The 17,604-nt window shown below is 67.4% G+C and carries 15 protein-coding genes; 3 read left to right on the plus strand and 12 right to left on the minus strand.

Annotated features, from left to right (window positions below):
• Window positions 1-88: 88 nt before the first annotated feature.
• The 8 genes from AC4JJG_RS07700 to AC4JJG_RS07735 all read right to left on the minus strand — a co-directional run bounded on the left by AC4JJG_RS07700 (window position 89) and on the right by AC4JJG_RS07735 (window position 10,645).
• Window positions 89-4,129, minus strand: a complete 4,041-nt coding sequence (locus AC4JJG_RS07700) for a bifunctional nitrate reductase/sulfite reductase flavoprotein subunit alpha (protein ID WP_495402022.1) — start codon at window positions 4,127-4,129, stop codon at window positions 89-91.
• Between the two features lie 96 nt (window positions 4,130-4,225).
• A complete protein-coding gene (gene cmrA, locus AC4JJG_RS07705) occupies window positions 4,226-5,032 on the minus strand; it encodes a mycolate reductase (RefSeq protein ID WP_495402021.1) in 807 nt (268 codons plus the stop codon).
• A gap of 9 nt (window positions 5,033-5,041) precedes the next feature.
• A complete protein-coding gene (locus AC4JJG_RS07710; RefSeq protein ID WP_495402020.1) occupies window positions 5,042-5,578 on the minus strand; it encodes a nitroreductase family deazaflavin-dependent oxidoreductase in 537 nt (178 codons plus the stop codon).
• The gene (locus AC4JJG_RS07715; protein ID WP_495402019.1) at window positions 5,578-7,641 is read right to left on the minus strand and encodes an oxidoreductase; all 2,064 of its coding nucleotides are present in this window, start codon (window positions 7,639-7,641) and stop codon (window positions 5,578-5,580) included. The genes AC4JJG_RS07710 and AC4JJG_RS07715 overlap by 1 nt, the downstream gene beginning before the upstream one ends.
• Window positions 7,642-7,710: 69 nt before the next feature.
• Window positions 7,711-8,256 carry a PadR family transcriptional regulator gene (locus AC4JJG_RS07720; RefSeq protein WP_495402017.1) on the minus strand — a complete coding sequence of 182 codons (546 nt, stop codon included), beginning with the start codon at window positions 8,254-8,256 and terminating at the stop codon, window positions 7,711-7,713.
• A 195-nt stretch (window positions 8,257-8,451) separates the two neighbouring features.
• Complete coding sequence (locus AC4JJG_RS07725) at window positions 8,452-8,880, minus strand: hypothetical protein (protein ID WP_495402016.1); 429 nt, start codon at window positions 8,878-8,880, stop codon at window positions 8,452-8,454.
• On the minus strand, window positions 8,877-10,061 hold the full coding sequence (locus tag AC4JJG_RS07730) for a globin domain-containing protein (RefSeq protein ID WP_495402015.1): 1,185 nt from the start codon (window positions 10,059-10,061) through the stop codon (window positions 8,877-8,879). Before AC4JJG_RS07730 ends, AC4JJG_RS07725 begins: the two co-directional genes overlap by 4 nt.
• 83 nt (window positions 10,062-10,144) lie before the next feature.
• A complete protein-coding gene (locus tag AC4JJG_RS07735; RefSeq protein WP_495402014.1) occupies window positions 10,145-10,645 on the minus strand; it encodes an RrF2 family transcriptional regulator in 501 nt (166 codons plus the stop codon).
• A 131-nt stretch (window positions 10,646-10,776) separates the two neighbouring features.
• On the opposite strand from AC4JJG_RS07735, the gene AC4JJG_RS07740 reads away from it, so the two are divergent.
• Both AC4JJG_RS07740 and AC4JJG_RS07745 read left to right on the plus strand, forming a co-directional pair.
• A complete protein-coding gene (locus AC4JJG_RS07740; RefSeq protein ID WP_495402013.1) occupies window positions 10,777-12,081 on the plus strand; it encodes a uracil-xanthine permease family protein in 1,305 nt (434 codons plus the stop codon).
• Between the two features lie 2 nt (window positions 12,082-12,083).
• Window positions 12,084-12,392: a hypothetical protein gene (locus AC4JJG_RS07745; protein ID WP_495402012.1), complete on the plus strand. Its 309-nt coding sequence runs from the start codon at window positions 12,084-12,086 to the stop codon at window positions 12,390-12,392.
• Here AC4JJG_RS07745 and AC4JJG_RS07750 read toward each other — a convergent pair.
• Window positions 12,369-12,746 carry a DoxX family protein gene (locus AC4JJG_RS07750; protein ID WP_495402011.1) on the minus strand — a complete coding sequence of 126 codons (378 nt, stop codon included), beginning with the start codon at window positions 12,744-12,746 and terminating at the stop codon, window positions 12,369-12,371. The two genes, AC4JJG_RS07745 and AC4JJG_RS07750, sit on opposite strands and share 24 nt — an antisense overlap.
• Before the next feature lie 164 nt (window positions 12,747-12,910).
• Here AC4JJG_RS07750 and AC4JJG_RS07755 point away from each other — a divergent pair, with 164 nt between their 5' ends.
• The gene (locus AC4JJG_RS07755; RefSeq protein ID WP_495402010.1) at window positions 12,911-13,762 is read left to right on the plus strand and encodes a sigma-70 family RNA polymerase sigma factor; all 852 of its coding nucleotides are present in this window, start codon (window positions 12,911-12,913) and stop codon (window positions 13,760-13,762) included.
• A 7-nt stretch (window positions 13,763-13,769) separates the two neighbouring features.
• On the opposite strand, the gene AC4JJG_RS07760 is transcribed toward AC4JJG_RS07755, so the two are convergent.
• The 3 genes from AC4JJG_RS07760 to AC4JJG_RS07770 form a co-directional block, all read right to left on the minus strand.
• Complete coding sequence (locus AC4JJG_RS07760; RefSeq protein WP_495402009.1) at window positions 13,770-14,447, minus strand: ArsR/SmtB family transcription factor; 678 nt, start codon at window positions 14,445-14,447, stop codon at window positions 13,770-13,772.
• Complete coding sequence (locus AC4JJG_RS07765; RefSeq protein ID WP_495402007.1) at window positions 14,440-15,912, minus strand: MFS transporter; 1,473 nt, start codon at window positions 15,910-15,912, stop codon at window positions 14,440-14,442. Before AC4JJG_RS07765 ends, AC4JJG_RS07760 begins: the two co-directional genes overlap by 8 nt.
• Before the next feature lie 115 nt (window positions 15,913-16,027).
• On the minus strand, window positions 16,028-17,542 hold the full coding sequence (locus AC4JJG_RS07770) for a DHA2 family efflux MFS transporter permease subunit (RefSeq protein WP_495402006.1): 1,515 nt from the start codon (window positions 17,540-17,542) through the stop codon (window positions 16,028-16,030).
• Window positions 17,543-17,604 lie beyond the last annotated feature (62 nt).

The raw sequence follows: 17,604 nt of genomic DNA on the forward strand, positions 1-17,604 counted from the left end.
GAATCTCCGTGTTGATTGCCGGACGATCACGGACTCCTCACGGCGATGTATGTCCGGTCGTGAAGTCGTGGACGCCTGTGCCGGTGGCTCAGTACACGTCCCGGACATAGCGCTTGTCCGCGGCGAGGGCGCCGACGAATGCGTCGGCGCCGGACGGTGCGAGGCGACCTTGCTCCGCGACGATCCGCCGCAGCGTGGCGTCCACGTCGGCGGCCATGCGTTCGGCGTCGCCGCAGACGTAGACGTGTGCACCGGAGCGCAGCCACGCCCACAGTTCGCCTGCGTTGTCCCGCATACGATCCTGCACGTAGATCTTGTCGGGTTGATCGCGGGAGAAGGCCACGTCGAGCCTCGTGAGCAGTCCGCTGTCCAGGTGTTCGGACAGCTCGTCGCGGTAGTAGAAGTCGGTGGCCGCGTGCTGGTCGCCGAAGAACAGCCAGTTGCGGCCGGTTGCCCCGGTGGCGGCGCGTTCGGCGAGGAAGCCGCGAAACGGTGCGATACCGGTGCCCGGACCGATCATGATCACCGGGACGTCGTCGTCGGGCAGGCGGAAACCACGGTTGCGTTTGACGAATATGTCGACCTCGTCGGTCTCGGGTTCGACCCGGTCGGCGAGGAAGGTCGAGCAGGTGCCGTGCCGGATGGTGTCCCCGACGCGGAAACGGACTGCGGAGACGGTGATCTCGACCCGCTTCGGATCGACGAGGGGGCTCGAGGAGATCGAGTACAGGCGTGGGGCGAGTGGACGGAAGGCGTCGGCCCAGGCTTGCGCGGATGCTCTGACCCCGTGGTCCCGGGCGAGGTCGACGCATTGGCATCCCCACGGCGGGTCGTCGGTGCCGGAGTCGACGGTGCGGCCGTGTTCGCGGAGAAAGGTCATGAACGTCGGTGTCGCGCGGGTGATGTCCAGCCGATGCGACAGGGCGTGCCCGAGCGACATCTCCTCTCCGCCGATGGTGACCGGCTGATCCGCCGCACACCCGATGACGTCGACGAGTTCGTCGACGAGTGCCGGATCGTTGGTCGGCCAGACACCGAGCGCATCGCCCGGTGAATACCCCGGGGAATCGTCCGGGAGGTGAAAAGCGATGGAGCGTACTTCCTTTGCCGATCCGGAATCGCTCAGCAGCCGGTTGTGGATGACTCGGGTGCGCAATGGATTCGACCGCGAATCGCCGGGGGTGCTGCCGGAAGTCGCGGTGGACTGCGTGACGGTGGACCCGTCACCTCCGACGGAGCGTTCGTCAAGTGCCGTGATCACCTGTCCGAGCCACAGGTCGGCGGTGGCCTCGAAGTCCGGCTCGCACGAGCCACGCTCGACGATCCGCTCGGCGCCCAGATAGGACAGTCGCGCATCGAGTTTCCGGGCGAAACCACAGAAGTCCGAGTAGCCGGAATCGCCGAAGCCGAGCACCGCATAGGACAGTGCGGACAGTTCGTCGGCGTCGGCAAGCGCATCCCAGAGGGCGATGCCGTTGTCGGGTGCGTCGCCGTCACCGGTCGTACTGACGACGAACAGGACAGTGCCGGAAAGGGAGTCGACGTCGACCCGGTCCGCGCAGCCAAGATCGACGTGGATGCCCCGCGCCCGCAACGACTGTGCACAGGACTCCGCATACTCCTGCGCGGTGCCCGTCTGAGATGCCCATACCATGTGCACAGTGTCACGTGGTGTACCCGCTGATGCGTCGACTGATCGGAGCAGCGGTATGCGGGAGTAGATTCCGGTCAGCAGTCCGTCCACCCAGCTACGGACTCCGCCGGCGAGTGGGGCCGACGCGGGCAGCACCGGAATCGCATCCGTCGGTGGGAGCGCCCGCAGGCCGCCCAGCAGACCGGTGAGGTAGAACTCGTCGGCGGGTGCGAGAGGACCTACCTCCGCGGGCGGCGTGGTCAGGGCGTGAGCCAGTGCGTCCACGGCGTCGATCGGGGCCGTGCTCTCCGGTGGGACCGAGGTGTCAGGAACCGGCGTGGCGGCAGGCATCGGCGCCACCGCGACGGCGCAGGCCTTGAACTCCGGTTGCCGGGAATCCGGGTCCACCGCGTCGTTGGTGACGGCGTTGATCGACAGGTCCGTGCCGAACGCGTCGTTGAAATGCATGGGGGCGAAGCATGTTCCGGGACGGATGTCGGTGCTGATCCGCGCGGGCAACACCGCGGTGCCGCGTCGGGAGGTCACGCGGATGTGGTCGTCGGCGGTGATGCCGTGCCGCTCGGCGTCATCGGGGTGGATCTGCAGAAACGACGAGGGGTTGAGTCTGGTCAGCGTGGCGACCCTCCCGGTCTTCGTCATGGTGTGCCACTGATGCGGCAACCGGCCCGTGGTGAGAACCAGGGGATAGTCGTCATCAGGCAGTTCGGCGGGCGGCATATAGGGCCGGGGGAGGAAGTGGGCCCGCCGTGTCGGTGTCGGGAACGCGAGCGCGGGCACGCTGCCGTCCTCGCGTCGGTGCAGCGTCTGGCTGATGCCGTCGTTGAGATACCGGATCGGATGACGGGGCTCGTCTCCGGCGACGTCCATCGGTGGCGCGGGCCACTGCACCGGCGTGTGACGCAGCCGTTCGTGATCGACCCCGCGAATATCCCAGCCGGTCACCGGATTCCAGAAGGTGCGGATCTCGTCGAAGATCTCGGCGGCGGAAGCGAAGTCGAATCCCTGCTGATATCCCATGGCGCGGGCGACCCGGCAGATGATTTCCCAGTCGGGCAGTGCATCGCCGGGGGGATCGGTCGCCTGGTTGGCGAGGGTGAGTGTGCGTTCCGAATTGACCAGGACACCAGGTGATTCCGTCCACAGGGCGGCGGGAAGCAGCACATCGGCATACGCGGAGGTCTCGGTGCCGGCGTAGGCATCCTGCACGACGACCAGTTCGGCACGTTCGAGAGCAGCCTGCACGGTCGATCGGTTTGCCACCGACGCAACGGGATTGGTGCAGATGATCCAGGCGGCGCGAATCTCGCCGGCCGCCATTCGTTCGAACATGTCGATGGTGCCGCCGCCCGGATCGTCCCGCAGGGTGCCGGGAGCCAGATCCCAGCGTTCCTCGGTGAACGCACGGTCGTCGGCGACGGTGGCGCTGCGCTGTCCGGGCAGTCCCGGTCCCATGTAGCCCATTTCCCGGCCGCCCATGGCATTGGGTTGCCCGGTGAGGGAGAAAGGCCCTGCCCCGGTGCGGCAGATGGCGCCGGTGGCCAGGTGGAGATTGCACAGCGCATTCGTGTGCCAGGTGCCGTGGGTGCTCTGGTTGAGTCCCATGGTCCACAGGCTGACCCAGTGTCGCGTACGTCCGATGAGATCGGCGGCGCGGCGCAGATCGGCCTCGGCCAGACCGGTGATCTCGGCGGCCCGCGCAGGTGGATGGGCGGCGAGAGCCGGTGCCATCGCGTCCCAGCCGTCGGTGTGTTCGGCGATGAAGGATTCGTCGAGGTGACCGTTCTCGACGATCAGATGGAGCAACCCGTTGAGGAGTGCGAGATCGGTGCCGGGGCGAATGGGCAGGTGGAGATCGGCTTTCGCCGCGGTGGCGGTATGTCGCGGGTCGACGACGATCAGCGTTGCCCCGGCTTTGACCCGATCCATCATGCGCAGGAACAGGATCGGATGGCAGTCGGCCATGTTGGCGCCGATCACGAAGAACAGGTCGGCATGATCGAGGTCGTCGTAGCTGCCGGGCGGGCCGTCCGCGCCGAGGGATTGCTTGTACCCGGTGCCCGCACTGGCCATGCAGAGCCGGGAGTTCGACTCGATCTGATTGGTGCGGAGGAAGCCCTTGGCGAGTTTGTTCGCGACGTATTGCGCCTCGAGGGTCATCTGCCCGGAGACATAGAGGGCCACGGCATCCGGGCCGTGCTCGTCCATGATGCGGCGCAGATGATCGGCGGTCGCGGTGATGACCGTATCGAGGGCGGCCGGTGCGGGTTCGGTGTCCCGGTCGGTCCGGATCGCGGCGCGGGTGAGACGTCCGGGGGCGGACAGCAGATCCACGGTGGTCGCACCTTTGGTGCACAGGCGTCCGCGGTTCGCGGGGTGCGTCGGGTCGCCCGCGCTCGCGGTCACGGTGCCGTCGCGGACCGTGAGGTTCAGCCCACAGCCCACACCGCAATAACCGCACACGGTCCGGATCGTCATGACGCCATGGTCGGGGCGCCGTATTTCTCCGGCCCTAGGAGGGGATTACGCGGGTGTCAACGAGATCTCAGCACTCGTCGGCGCGGGGTGTGAGGGTCAGGAGTCGCCGAGTTTCCGGTAGAACGCACCGACGATCGGTGCGACGACAGCGCGTGGGGAGTACCCGCCGGCCACCGACATCGCCTTCGACAACACACCGGGAACGACGCGCATCTTGTTGTCCGCCAGGGCATCCAGGCTCATCTCGGCGACCCGGTCGCTGGCATGCCAGAGGAAGTCGGGCACCATCCGGTCCACCACCGACGCGTCCTCCGGGTCCGGGGTCTGGGTGCGCACGGGCCCGGGCGCGAGCAGCGTCACATGCACGCCCTGGGCGGCGACCTCGCCGCGCAGCGACTCACTGAACGTGTTCACGAATGCCTTGGTGGCGGCATAGGTCGCGTTGTTGGGGATGGGCATGTTGCCCGCGGCGGAGCCGACCATCAGGATGCCGCCGGAACCACGCCGGACCATGGACGGCAGCACGGCCAGGGTCAGGTCGTGGACGGCGTTGACGTTGAGCCGCACCTGCGCGCGTTCGTAGTCGGCGTCCAGTTCGGCGACCGGACCGAAGGTCGCGATGCCCGCGTTGTTGCAGAGGATCGAGATGTCCCGGTCGGCGAGTTCGGCGGCGAGCACCTCGACGGCGGCCGTGTCGGACAGGTCGACCGGCCGGACCTCGGCGTGTACGCCATGGCGTCGGGTGAGTTCGGCAGCGAGTTCGGTCATCACGTCGCCGCGCCGGGCCACCAGGATCAGGGAGTGGCCGCGGGCCGCGAGCGCACGGGCCAACGCCATCCCGATCCCGGAGGAGGCCCCGGTGACGACGGCGCGGGAGTTCTCTGATGGTGCGGGAAGCGGCATGGCGCCATGCTATCCGGCGGTGAGGCGGAACACCCGGATCGCCCGGTCGGTTCGGCCCTTGTACTCCGAATACACGCCGATGAGGTCCTCGAACCGCCGGTACACCCGGTCACGTTCGGCGCCGTCGAGCAGTTCGGCGTGGGCGGCGATCGGCTGGCCGTCGGTGAGTACGGTGCAGGCCGGATCGGCGAGCAGGTTGCCGGTCCACGCCGGGTGATGATCCTGCCCGAAGTTGGACCCGACGACGTAGATGTGCGGATCGTCGCGGACGTAGAGCAGGGGAGAGGTGCGCGGGAGCCCCGACTTCCGGCCGGTCGTGGTGAGCAGCATCGTCGGGGTGCCGATCGGTCCCAGGATGGTGAAACGTCCGTCGGACCGGGACAGGAGTCGCCGATCCAGTGGTGCAAGGCGGCGCACCACCGACGAACCGAATCGGGTCTTCGCCAGCGCGACCAGGGGAACGCGCAGCGGGTTGCGGTCCGACCCCCAATGCCGTTCGGGGAACGGGCGTTCCGGGGTCGGGCCGTCGCCCGCCGCGCTCGTCATCAGTCCAGTCCCGCCGCGACCTCGGTGCCCTGGCGGATCGCCCGCTTGGCATCGAGTTCGGCGGCCACATCGGCGCCACCGATCACGTGGGTGGAGATGCCCGCGAGGGTCAGCGGATCCACGAGCTCGCGCACGGATTCCTGTCCGGCGCAGACGATCACGTTGTCGACCTCCAGGACACGGGTGTCGGTCACGGCGCCGTTCTCGTCGCGGAAGCTGAGGTGCAGGCCGGCATCGTCGATGCGGTCGTAGTGGGCGCCGGAGATCTGCTCGACACCCTTCATCTTCACGGTCGCCCGGTGCACCCAGCCGGTCGTCTTGCCGAGAGTCTTGCCCTGCTTGCCGCTCTTGCGCTGCACCATGTAGACCTCACGGGTGGCGGGCAGGGGCCGCGGCTTGGTGACGAAACCCGGTCGGGTGAGATCTTCGCTGATACCCCATTCCTGTTCCCATTCCTTGAGATTCAGCGTCGGGGATTCGTCGGTGGTGAGGAACTCGGTGACATCGAAGCCGATACCGCCGGCCCCGATGACCGCGACGCGCTTGCCGATCTCCTTGTGCCCCAGCACGGCATCGGCGTACGACATGACCATCGGGTGATCGATGCCCTCGATGTCCGGGATACGCGGGGTCACGCCGGTGGCGATGATGACCTCGTCGAACTTCGCGGCGATGATCTTCTCCGCGTCGGCGCGCACCCCGAGGTGGAGTTCGACGTTGTGCACCTCGAGCTGGCGGTTGAAGTAGCGGAGGGTCTCGTTGAACTCCTCCTTGCCGGGAATCCGTGCGGCGATGGAGAACTGACCGCCGACGGTGTCGCCGGACTCGAACAGCTCGACCTTGTGTCCGCGCTGTGCCGCGGACACCGCGGCGGACAGTCCCGCGGGACCGCCGCCGATGACGGCCACCCGCTTGGCCTTGCGGGTCGGCCCGAGGCTCAGGGTGGTCTCGCGACCGGCACGCGGGTTCAGCAGACAGGACACCTTCTTGCCGACGAACGCGTGATCCAGGCAGGCCTGGTTGCAGCCGATGCAGGTGTTGATCTCGTCGCCGCGGCCGCCCTCGGCCTTGTTCGCGAAGTCCGGGTCGGCCAGCAGCGGACGTGCCATCGAGATGGCGTCGACCCGGCCGCGCTGCAGGATCTCCTCCGCGACCTCCGGGGTGTTGATGCGGTTGCTGGCGATCAGCGGAATCGACACCTCGTCGCGGAGACGTTCGGTGTACTTCACGAAGGCGGCCCGCGGCACGGACGTCACGATCGTCGGGACCTGTGCCTCATGCCAGCCGATGTCGGTGTTGATGGCGTCGACGCCGAGTTCCTCGGCCTTGCGTGCCATCAGCGCGATCTCGTCCCAGGTCTGGCCTTTGCGGACGAAGTCGGCGATCGACTGGCGCAGGATGACGGTGAAATCGCGCGGCACCTGCTTGCGGATCTCCTTGATGACCTCGACGAGGAACCGCTGCCGGTTCTCCGTCGAACCGCCCCACTTGTCGGTGCGGTCGTTGGTCTGATCGCAGAGGAACTGGTTGATCAGATACCCCTCGCCACCCATGATCTCGATGCCGTCATACCCCGCCTTGTGCGCGAGCTTCGCGGACCGGCCGAAGGACCGGATGACGTGCCAGATGATCGGTTCGGTCATCTTGAGATGTTTGAACGGATGGATGGGGGACGGCTCGGAACCGGCCGCCACCTTGAACGGGGTATAGCCGTAGCGGCCCGCGTGAATCAGCTGAATCGCGATCTTGCCGTCCTCGCGATGCACCGCCGAGGTGATGCGACGATGCCGGATGACGTCGCCGTGGTTGGTGAGCTTGCCCGCGAACGGGGAGAGCAGGCCGGTCCGGGAGGTGCCGAATCCGCCGGTGATGATCAGGCCGACACCGCCGCGGGCGCGCTCGGCGTAGTAGGCGGCCAGTTTGTCGGTGTCCCACAGGCGGTCTTCGAGGCCGGTGTGCATCGATCCCATGACGATCCGGTTCCGCAGCGTCGTGCCGCCGATCTGCAGGGGCTCGAACAGCAAGGGGTAGTGCGGGTTCGGGGTTGCCGTGTGGGCTGACATGGCTGACCTTCCTATGTGGGACGGACCGTCGTGGTCCTGTTCGTCGCGCTCTCTGTGGTTCGGGCGGCCTCAGCCGTTCAGTTCGCGTTCGAGGCCGGCGATGACCTCGTCACACCAGTCGATGAAGCTCTGTTCGGAGCGGATTCCGCCGCGGAGCACGAGGTACTGGTGCAGTTTGCGTCCGGTCAGCTCATCGGGTTCGGGGTAGTACTCGCGCTCGAACCCGGCGAACAGGGCGAGGCGTGCGACATGTTCGTCGCGGTGTGCCTTGAGTTCGCCGAGGATGGTGGCGAGGTCGCCGAATTCGGCGGCACGCAGTTTCACGCCGAGGTCACTGCGCAGCGGCTGCCACGCGGTGGGGCTCATGACCCACTCCGACAACACCTTTCGGCCCTCGTCGGAGATGGTGTAGACCTTCTTGTCCGGACGGCCGTCCTGGCTGATCGACTCATAGCTGACCAGACCGTCGGTGTGAAGCTTCTTCAGCGTCCGATAGATCTGCTGGTGGGTGGCCGACCAGAAGTAGCCGATCGAGCGGTCGAATTGCTGCCCGATCTCATATCCCGTGCCCGGACGCTCGGCGAGCGACACCAGGATCGCATGTTCCAGCGCCATATGCAGACCGTAGCAGTGCAACGATGCACTATGCAACAAGGTTCATATACAGGTCAGCGGACCGTGCCGACCCCCGGTTCTCATCGCTTCGGTGAACTAGCCGCTCTCGGGTGGGCACCGCCGAAACGAGGAGAGCGAACGGTGACCCCGAGCCGGACGATGGATGCCGTGCCCGGGGTCGTCCCGATGTCCGTGTCACGACAAGAGGAGCAGTGTTCCCGTCGCGATGAGCAGGCCGACCTTGATCAGTTCCAGGGCGACGTACACGAGGTGGACGTTGCTGCGCGGACCGTCGTACCCGGCCAGCACGGCGTCGGATCGCCGGGTCAGCGCGGGCCGGACCGCGATGAGTTGCGCTGCCAGAACGATGGCCACGAGTGCGGCGACGACCGGTATGGCGTTGCCCGGCCACGAACCGAGGACGACGGCGATGGCGAGCACCACCGCGAGCGCGGCCTCGGCGGCGTTGAGTGCGCGGAAGACGAGTCGCCCGATACCCAGGCCGATCGGCAGGGTGACGCCCGGCGCCCGGAACTTGAGCGGGGCCTCGATGAACGAGATGGCGATCACCATGCCCAGCCAGATCCATGTCGCGGAGACCGCCACCGCAGCCGAGGCGCTCATTGCGCGCCCGACCTGAGGAGTTCGGGACCGAAGGTCTCGAAGTGGATGCGCGAGGTTTCGACGTCACGGTCGAGCAACTGGTCGCGAACGGCGGAGAGGAAGCCGGTGGGGCCGCAGAGCATCACGTGGGCGTCATCGGCGATGTCGATGTCGCCGATGTTCATCTGTCCCAATCGGATTCGATCCGAGACGACGGCGGGTCGGGTCGACTCGTACCACTGATAGAGCTCGCCGTTCGGCAGGGCTTCGACGAGTGCCGCGAGTTGGCCCCGGTGGGGTTGGCGATCGCGTGAACGATCCGCGTGCAGCACGGTCACCGGGCGGTCGTCGCGCTCCTGCGCCATGGCGGTGAGCAGTCCGATCACCGGTGTGCAGCCGATCCCGGCCGAGGCCAGCACGACCGGGACGCGGGCCGCCGGTAGTACGAGGTCGCCGAAGGGATGACTGACGTGCAGTGTGTCGCCCTCGAAGATCTGCTCGTGCAGATACGCGGACACCTCGCCCGCCAGCTTCACGCTGAAGCGCCACCCGCCGGTCGACGGCGCTCCGGTGAGGCTGTACTGCCGGATCTGGTGCGCACCGTCGGTGAGTGGCACCTGAACCGAAATGTATTGTCCGGGGCGGAATTCCGGCAATGCGGTGCCGTCCGGGGCGGACAGTGTCAGCGAAATGGTGTCCGGGGCCACCTGCTGACGGTCGGTCACGACGACGTCGCGCCATACCGCTCCCGGCGCGACTCCCGCCTCGGCGTAGAGCGCATTCTCCGACGCCACCAGCAGGTCGGCCATATCCCAGTAGAGCTGATCCCAGGCGTCGGCGACCTCCGGGGTGACCGCATCACCGAGGACCTCGACGATCGACGCGAAGAGGTGCTCGTGGACGATCGAGTACTGGTCACGCGTCACGCCGAGAGAGGCGTGCTTGTGGGCGATCCGGTCGAGGATGAATCGCTGGCGCTGGGCGTCGGGCACCAGCTGTAACTGGGCGAAGGCGGCGATGGAGCCGGCCAGTGCCTTGGGCTGGTCGCCGGTCTTCTGGTGGCTGCGGTTGAACAGATCGTCCAGCAGTTCGGGCCGCGCGGAGAACATCTTCCGGTAGAAGCCGGTGGTGATGTCGTCGAGAGCCCCGTGGACCGCGGGCAGTGTGGCCGCAACGGTGGCGAGCTGGGATTCGGTGAGCATGGTGTCTCCGCTCTGCTGGGAGATTCCTCCGGGCGGAATCCTCGTCGGGGGGATTCGAGGAGGGATCTCGGTGGTGCCGAGTCCTATTCGGCAGCGTGGGGACCCGCCTGGGCGGGTATCGGTGGAGGTGGAAGGAGTTCGATGAGTACGCCGTTGCCGGGATCCCGGACGAGATCGGCGATGGTGTGTTCGTCGAGCGAGGCGAAAAAGGCTCGACGGGCCCGGGCGAGGGCACCGCGGAGGCGGCATGAGCCGCGCAGGGGGCAGGGCTGTGGGCCGTCGCAGTCGACGACCTCGCCGTCACCCTCGAGGTGACCCGCGAGCCAGCCCACCCGGGCCTGCTGCCCGAGCTCGGTGATCGCCAGCCCGCCGCTGCGGCCGCGCCGCGCATGGACGACACCGAGCTCGGAGAGTCTGCTGACCACCTTGGCGATATGGGTGTACGAGACGGCGAGCTCGTCGGCGAGATCGCGTGTGGTGACCGCGCGATACTCGGAAGAACTTGTGGCAGAGGCTGATTCACCCCGGACCGCGAGGAGCATGACCACGCGGAGCCCGATGTCGGTGAATCGTGTCAACTGCATGATTCGAGTAGACCATAATCGGCATATCAGATGCATATTTGAGGTGCGTGACCGTGCTCACACCTTGTCCGGTGCGTGTGTCCGGCGCGAACTGTGGGCGTCACCCGTCGGAATCCAGCACACTGATCGGCATGACTGCACCGGAAAAGCGCACCCCAGAACGGGGATTCGGTCCCTGGCGACGTGTCGACGGCAAGCACGCCGACGGCAACGCTCCGCACGCGGGAGCGGTGGTGATCGCACCGGAGGAGCGATTGAGCTGGCCGCGCACGATCGGTATCGGCATGCAGCATGTGGTCGCCATGTTCGGGGCGACGTTCCTCGTGCCGGTTCTCACCGGATTCCCGCCCGCGACGACCCTGTTGTTCTCCGGCATCGGCACGTTGCTGTTCCTGGTGATCACCCGCAACCGGCTGCCCAGTTATCTGGGGTCGAGTTTCGCGATCATCGCGCCGGTCCTCGCCGCCACGGCATCGCACGGACAATCCGCGGCGCTCGGCGGCATCGTGGTCGTCGGTGCGCTCCTCGTGCTGATCGGGGCGGTGGTGCACGTCGCGGGGACCGGCTGGATCGAGGCGCTGATGCCGCCGGTGGTGACCGGCACGATCGTTGCGCTCATCGGCCTGAACCTGGCACCCACCGCGAAGACCAACTACGAGAAGGATGCCATCACGGCGACCGTGGTCCTCGTTCTGCTCGTCGTGGCCGTGGTGCTGTTCCGGGGGCTCCTCGGCCGACTGGCCATCGTCCTTGCGGTGATCGTCGGGTATCTGCTCGCGCTGGCGCGTGGGGAGGTGGACACCTCCGGCATCGCCGACGCCGCATGGGTCGGCCTGCCGCACTTCCAGGGACCGTCGTTCCACCTGTCGGTGATCCCGATGTTTCTTCCGGTCGTGCTGGTTCTGGTGGTGGAGAACATCGGCCACGTGAAGTCGGTGGGGACGATGACCGGCATCGACTACGACTCGACGATCGGCCGGGCGCTGATCGCCGACGGAGCCGCCACGGTTCTCGCGGGCAGCGGCGGGGGATCGGCGACCACCACCTACGCCGAGAACATCGGTGTCATGGCGGCGACCAAGGTGTATTCGACTGCGGCATACTGGGTTGCGGGTATCGCGGCGATCCTCCTCGGACTTTCCCCGAAGGTCGGTGAGGTGATCGCGTCGGTGCCGCCGGGCGTCCTCGGCGGAGTCACCACGGCACTGTACGGACTCGTCGGCATCCTGGGCGTGCACATCTGGGTGACCAATCGGGTGGACTTCTCGCGGCCGGTCAACCAGTTCACCGCCGCCATCCCGCTCGTCATCGGAATCGCCGACTTCACCTGGGCGGCAGGTGATCTGAACTTCGGTGGGATCGCACTCGGTGCGGCCGCGGCGCTGCTGATCTACCACGCCATGACGATCATCGGCCGGTGGCGCGGTACCGTCTGACAATGGGCGACCTGACAATGGGCGACACAACCGAACCCGAGGTCGGTGCGCTGGCGGTGAACGTGGCCATCCCGGAGCATCTGCGGTGGACCGATTCTCGGCGCGATGTGGAATACGCCCTCACCTCACTGACCATCAGGCTGCTGCCGGACGGAACCCTGGCCGCGAAGGCCTATGGCACACCTGTCGCCGGAGGTCGGGGTGCCTACACCTCCTTCGCGGTCCCGGACGATCCGGACATCAGGAACCTCATCTCCCGTGCCGCGACCCGAGCCGGCGTGCTGTGGTCAGGACATCAGGGACTCGGGTGACCCGACCGCGAGCCCGAGCAGGTGCGCTCCGGCCGCCACGGCGAGCAGGAGGAACATTCCGGGAAAGGCGATGTTGTAGAACACTTTCGCGCGGATGTGGGCGATCACTGCGCCGACGAAGAAGAGTGTGAGGCCGACGGCCGCACTCACGCCGAGCCAGGGCAGTGCCGTCAGCCCGATGACCAGTCCGAGTGCGCCACAGAGCTTCAGTGCGGCGAGGTAGGGCAGCGTCCACACGGGGACGTGGACTTCGGCGGAGTTGCGCAGGACGAATCCGGCTCGGGCGACATCGGCACCTGCGATGAATCCGTTGGCGATCACGCACAGGATCGTCGCGACGAACAGCACCGTCATGGTCTCCACCGGCCCGCGTATCCGGGTGCGTGCCGCGTCCCCGGCGGAGCGGGTTGCATCGTCGGTAGGCTCATGGTCGGTGACCTCCTGTGGATCTTCGGGGTGGGAACGAGACCGGCCGTCTCACCTCTTCGACGGTTCTCGGTCCCGAAAGGTGACATCCGATGGTTCACGACGACGTTTTCGAGGCCGAGCGGCAGCACTTGACGGCCCTCGCCCATCGGCTACTGGGGTCGCTGCCCGATGCCGAGGACGCGGTGCAGGACACCTGGCTCAAAGCGGCCGCGGCGCCCCGAGGTGACATCCGCAATCCGGCGGCATGGTTGACGACCATCCTCACGCGCATCTGCCTCGACCGGTTGCGGAGCCGGCGACGCCGGACTGACGTCGAGTTCGAGGTCGATGCGGTTCCCGCCGACGTCGTTGCCGCGGATGAGCGATATCTGCAGCAGGAACAGGTATCTCGTGCCCTGCTGGTGGTGCTGGATCGGTTGACCCCGCCGCAGCGGGTCGCGTATGTGCTGCACGACCTCTTCGGGTTCACCTTCACCGACATCGGTGCCGCCCTCGACATCACACCGGACAGCGCCAAGAAGCACGCCAGTCGTGCACGGGGGCGGATCACCCGGTCGACGACTGATGACGACGGACGTGCGGCCGACACCGCTGTCGTCGATGCGTTCCTCGCGGCCGCCGCCGGCGGAGACATGGCGCGGATGCTTGCGCTGCTGGCGCCCGGTTGCGTGCGTACGGTCGATCCGGCCCTCGTACCGGCCGGCACCGCGACGGTCGTCATGGGGGCTGATGCGGTGGCCGGGGAAACGGTGTTCTTCGCCGACCGGATCCGTGCTCGCGCAGCGATGTTCGTGGACGGTCGTGCGGCTCATGTCATCGCGCCCGGTGGTCATCTCATGGCCGTCCTCGACATCGGCGTCGAACACGGGCGCGTCACGCGCGTCGAGATCTCACGCCCGGCGTCGCACGTGGTGCTCACCATCGGCGACCGGCCGGGGTGACCGCGCCTCAGTGTGCCGTGGCGTCAGCCGTCATGGCGCCGCCGCTGCGTATCCACGCGGTGATGCCGCCGGTCACCACGGAGGTGTCGAGGTCGGCGGCGAGCAGTTCGGCAGCCGCGCGCGGCGAGGCCAGGCAGTAGGGGCCCTGACAGTAGGCGATGATGCGCCGATCCGTCGGCAGCGTGTCGAGAAGTTCTCGTATCCGATTCTGGGGCAACGACATCGCGCCCGGGATATGCCCTCGCGCGTATTCCTCCGGACTTCGCACGTCGACCACGAGTGCGGAGCCGTCGGCCAGGATCTCGGCGAGTTCGTCGGGGCTCACCGGTGTCAGGTCGCGATGGTCGGCGAAGTACTCGTCGATCTCGGCGCGCACCGACGCCACGTTCTGGCCGGCGAACGCCTCGAAGGCGCCGAGCATCGCCGAGACCGCGGGGGAGGCGATCCGGTAGTGGATGCGCACGCCGTCGCGGCGGGCGGACACGAGTTGCGCCGCACGGAGGATCTGCAGTTGCGACGAGGTGTTCTTGACTCCGAATCCGCTTGCCTCGGCGAGTCCTTCGACGGTGAGTTCGGCTTCTTCGAGGAGGTCGAGAAGCCGCAGACGCACCGGGTTGGCCAGGGCCTGCCCGACGCGTCCCAACTCCGCGTAGATCCCTTCCGGGTACGGCTGCTGCTCAGGCATGCGTCGCTCCTGTCGAGGAATCCGTTGGGGCGGCGGTGGAGTCCTGATCGGTGCGAGGGCGGCGCAGCGAGGCGACGGCGGCGAACACCCCGAGCAGTGCCAGCGCCGCGAACCCGAAGGTCAGGGCGTGGGCCGAAGCGACGTGATCGTCGGTGCCGCCGCCCGCCGTCGCGCCGATGGTCACGAGCAGTCCGGCCAGGGCGGTGCCGAAGGTGTTGGCGACCATCTGGACGGTGTTGACTCCCGCCGATGCGCGAGCCGCCTCGGCGTCGTCGGTGGTGATCGTCATGGCGGCGGCGGCCTGGTGGGGGAAGGCCATGCCGATACCCGCGCCCGCGATGAACAGTGCCACGAACCAGCCCGCGACGACCAGCGGATGTGTCGAGAACTGTAGCGCCCCATACAGAGTGAAGCCGGTGGCCAGCACCGCCGGACCGGCGACCCGGACCGCTGCCGATGCCCGTCGGCCCTCCGCCCACGTGGTGCTGGACAACTGGGCGACCGACCAGCCCCACGACTGCGCGGCACCCAGCAGTCCGGCCACCAACGGCGCCATGCCGGCGATCTGCTGGCCGAACAGAGGTACGAAGGTCTCCGCGGTGGAGCCGATGGCCAGGACCGCGACCGAGAGGTAGATCCACTTGAGGGGACTGCCGTGCCGATACGTGAGACGTGGCAGCAACCCGGTCACACGACGCCGGTCGACGACGAGGAAGAGGGGGATGAGGGCGACCGCAAAGATGATCAGCGCGACCATGGCCGGCGTGTTCGTCACGACGGATGCGACCGACACGGCGCTGACCGCTAGGAGAACCAGCGCGAGAGAGGGGACGGGCAGCGTGGAATGCGACCCGTCACCGGTCTGCCCCGCGGGTAGTGCGCGCGCCGCGAGGACCGCCATCACCGCGGTGACGACGAGCAGCAGGACGAAGGCGCCACGCCACGCGTCGAATTGGGCGAACAGGCCGCCGAGAATCGGACCGAGGAGATTGCCGACGCCCCACATCGCGGAGGTGAAACCGACGGCCCGCACCCAGAGTCGGGTGGGCAGTGCCAGACGGATCACCGCGAATGCCAACCCGGTCAGCAATCCGCCGCCAAGGCCCTGTATTGCTCTGCCCGCCAACAGAACCGGCATGGTCGGCGCTGCGGCGCACACCAGAGACCCGATACCGAACAGGCCGTACGCGACCAGATACGATCCGCGGGATCCGAACCGGGAGAGGGCGCTGGTGACGAGCATCGACGACAACACGGACGTCACCAGGAAGACCGTCATCACCCAGGCGTACAGGCGCTCGCCCCCGATGTCGGCGACCGTGGTGGGCAGTGCCGCCGCGGTCAGGTAGGTGTTGGTGGCGAAGAGGGCGATGCCGCCCGCGAAGACGATGACCGCGGCGCGATGCGATCGATCGAACAATTCGGACCAACTGCCCGAGGTTCCCGTTGGGGTCTCATTCGCCATATTCTGAGGATCGTTGGAATATATCCTGAAGTCAATCCCCGGGCGCGTGACGGAAAGGTGAACGGCCGCCGTCCGGGGGTGGGACGACGGCCGTTCACTCGCCGGTTGGTGTGTGTCAGACGGCCATGGCGAGGGAGTCCTCGGGTGCGGCGGGAAGCTTCCCGTTGCGGACCAGCAGTCCCGCCACGACACCGCCGATCGCGAAAACGCCTGCGGCAACCCAGAATGCGGTCGTGTACGAATGCACCGCGGCGAGGGACATGAGCTGGCCGCGATTCGGGATCGAGGCCGCGTGCTCGGTCACGTAGGAGGTCGCGGCGCTCGCGGCGATGGTGCTCAGCAATGCCGTGCCCACCGATCCGCCGACCTGCTGCATGGTGTTGACCGTCGCCGACGCCACCCCGGCATCCTCGCTGGAGACTCCGGAGACCGCGCCCTGCATGGCCGGCGCCACCGCCGCGCCCATGCCCAGGCCGCCCAGGATCAGCCAGGGCAGGATGTCGGAGACGTACGCGCTGGAGTTGGTGAGCTGCGTGAACATCACCATGGAGACGGCGGTGGTCAGCATGCCGATCGTCATCAACCATCGGGCCCCGAAGCGGGGGAGGACCAACGCTGTGGAGGTCGTCGCGGTGAGGATCATGCCGGCGATCATCGGCAGGAACGCCAACCCGGTGCGGATCGGGGAGTAGCCCAGGTTCTGCTGCAGGAAGTAGGTGAGGAACAGGAAGATCCCGAACATCCCGATGCCCGCGATGAACATCACGAGGAACGATCCCGCGCGGGTCCGGTCGGTGATGACCCGCAGGGGGAGAAGGGCGTGTTCGGTCCGGGACTGCCACCAGGTGAAGCCCGCCAGCAATGCCACGCCCGCGACGAGCCAGGCGATCGTCGCCCAGTCGGTCCAGCCGTTGCTCTCCGCGTTCGAGAACCCGTAGACGATGGAGAAGAGTTCGGCCGATGCGGCCAGGACGCCCGGAACATCGAGTCGTGGACGGTGGTCGGAGCGGCTCGGGTCGAGGAAGAGTACGGCGCCGACCAGTGCGATCGCCGCGATGATCAGGTTGACGTAGAGGCACCAGCGCCAATCGGCCCATTCGGTGAGCATGCCGCCGAGGAGAAGACCGAGTGCGCCACCGCCGCCGGCGATCGCGCCGAAGATGCCGTATGCCCGGCCGCGTTCGGCCGGGTCGGTGAACGTGGTGGTGAGCAGGGACAGTGCCGCGGGTGCGAGCAGCGCGCCGAATGCGCCCTGTCCGGCACGGGCGATGACGAGCATGTCGAAGTTGACCGCCGCGCCGCCGATGGCGGACATCACCGCGAAGCCGATCAGTCCGATGATGAAGGTGGTGCGCCGCCCCCAGAGGTCCGACAGCCGTCCGCCGAGGAGCAGCAGGCTGCCGAAGGCGAGCGCGTAGGCGGTGACGATCCACTGGCGGTCCTCGTTGCCGAAGCCGAGAGCGGATTGGGCATGGGGGAGAGCAATATTCACGATGGTGGCGTCCAGGACGACCATCAGTTGCGCCAGCCCGAGGACGCCGAGCACGAGCCAGCGCAGCCGGTGGTGACGCCCCGGGGTGGATGCGGTCCCGGCGGTGATGCCGTCGAGATCGTCGTAGACAGCGGTCATTCTCGACCTCCAGATCCAGGCGGAGGAATCTCCTCCGCTTATGGACCGAACATACGTCATCC

The sequence above is a fragment of the Gordonia sp. B8661-1 genome, assembly GCF_059427765.1.

What these genes read in the sequence shown, in the direction of transcription:
- cmrA (WP_495402021.1), bottom strand. Translation starts at nt 5,032, where the DNA reads ATGCCGCTTCCCGCACCATCAGAGAACTCCCGCGCCGTCGTCACCGGG.
- AC4JJG_RS07755 (WP_495402010.1), top strand. Translation starts at nt 12,911, where the DNA reads ATGGTTCACGACGACGTTTTCGAGGCCGAGCGGCAGCACTTGACGGCC.
- AC4JJG_RS07770 (WP_495402006.1), bottom strand. Translation starts at nt 17,542, where the DNA reads ATGACCGCTGTCTACGACGATCTCGACGGCATCACCGCCGGGACCGCA.
- AC4JJG_RS07730 (WP_495402015.1), bottom strand. Translation starts at nt 10,061, where the DNA reads ATGCTCACCGAATCCCAGCTCGCCACCGTTGCGGCCACACTGCCCGCG.
- AC4JJG_RS07715 (WP_495402019.1), bottom strand. Translation starts at nt 7,641, where the DNA reads ATGTCAGCCCACACGGCAACCCCGAACCCGCACTACCCCTTGCTGTTC.
- AC4JJG_RS07700 (WP_495402022.1), bottom strand. Translation starts at nt 4,129, where the DNA reads ATGACGATCCGGACCGTGTGCGGTTATTGCGGTGTGGGCTGTGGGCTG.
- AC4JJG_RS07765 (WP_495402007.1), bottom strand. Translation starts at nt 15,912, where the DNA reads ATGGCGAATGAGACCCCAACGGGAACCTCGGGCAGTTGGTCCGAATTG.
- AC4JJG_RS07750 (WP_495402011.1), bottom strand. Translation starts at nt 12,746, where the DNA reads ATGACGGTGCTGTTCGTCGCGACGATCCTGTGCGTGATCGCCAACGGA.
- AC4JJG_RS07745 (WP_495402012.1), top strand. Translation starts at nt 12,084, where the DNA reads ATGGGCGACCTGACAATGGGCGACACAACCGAACCCGAGGTCGGTGCG.
- AC4JJG_RS07720 (WP_495402017.1), bottom strand. Translation starts at nt 8,256, where the DNA reads ATGGCGCTGGAACATGCGATCCTGGTGTCGCTCGCCGAGCGTCCGGGC.
- AC4JJG_RS07710 (WP_495402020.1), bottom strand. Translation starts at nt 5,578, where the DNA reads ATGACGAGCGCGGCGGGCGACGGCCCGACCCCGGAACGCCCGTTCCCC.
- AC4JJG_RS07735 (WP_495402014.1), bottom strand. Translation starts at nt 10,645, where the DNA reads ATGCAGTTGACACGATTCACCGACATCGGGCTCCGCGTGGTCATGCTC.
- AC4JJG_RS07760 (WP_495402009.1), bottom strand. Translation starts at nt 14,447, where the DNA reads ATGCCTGAGCAGCAGCCGTACCCGGAAGGGATCTACGCGGAGTTGGGA.
- AC4JJG_RS07740 (WP_495402013.1), top strand. Translation starts at nt 10,777, where the DNA reads ATGACTGCACCGGAAAAGCGCACCCCAGAACGGGGATTCGGTCCCTGG.
- AC4JJG_RS07725 (WP_495402016.1), bottom strand. Translation starts at nt 8,880, where the DNA reads ATGAGCGCCTCGGCTGCGGTGGCGGTCTCCGCGACATGGATCTGGCTG.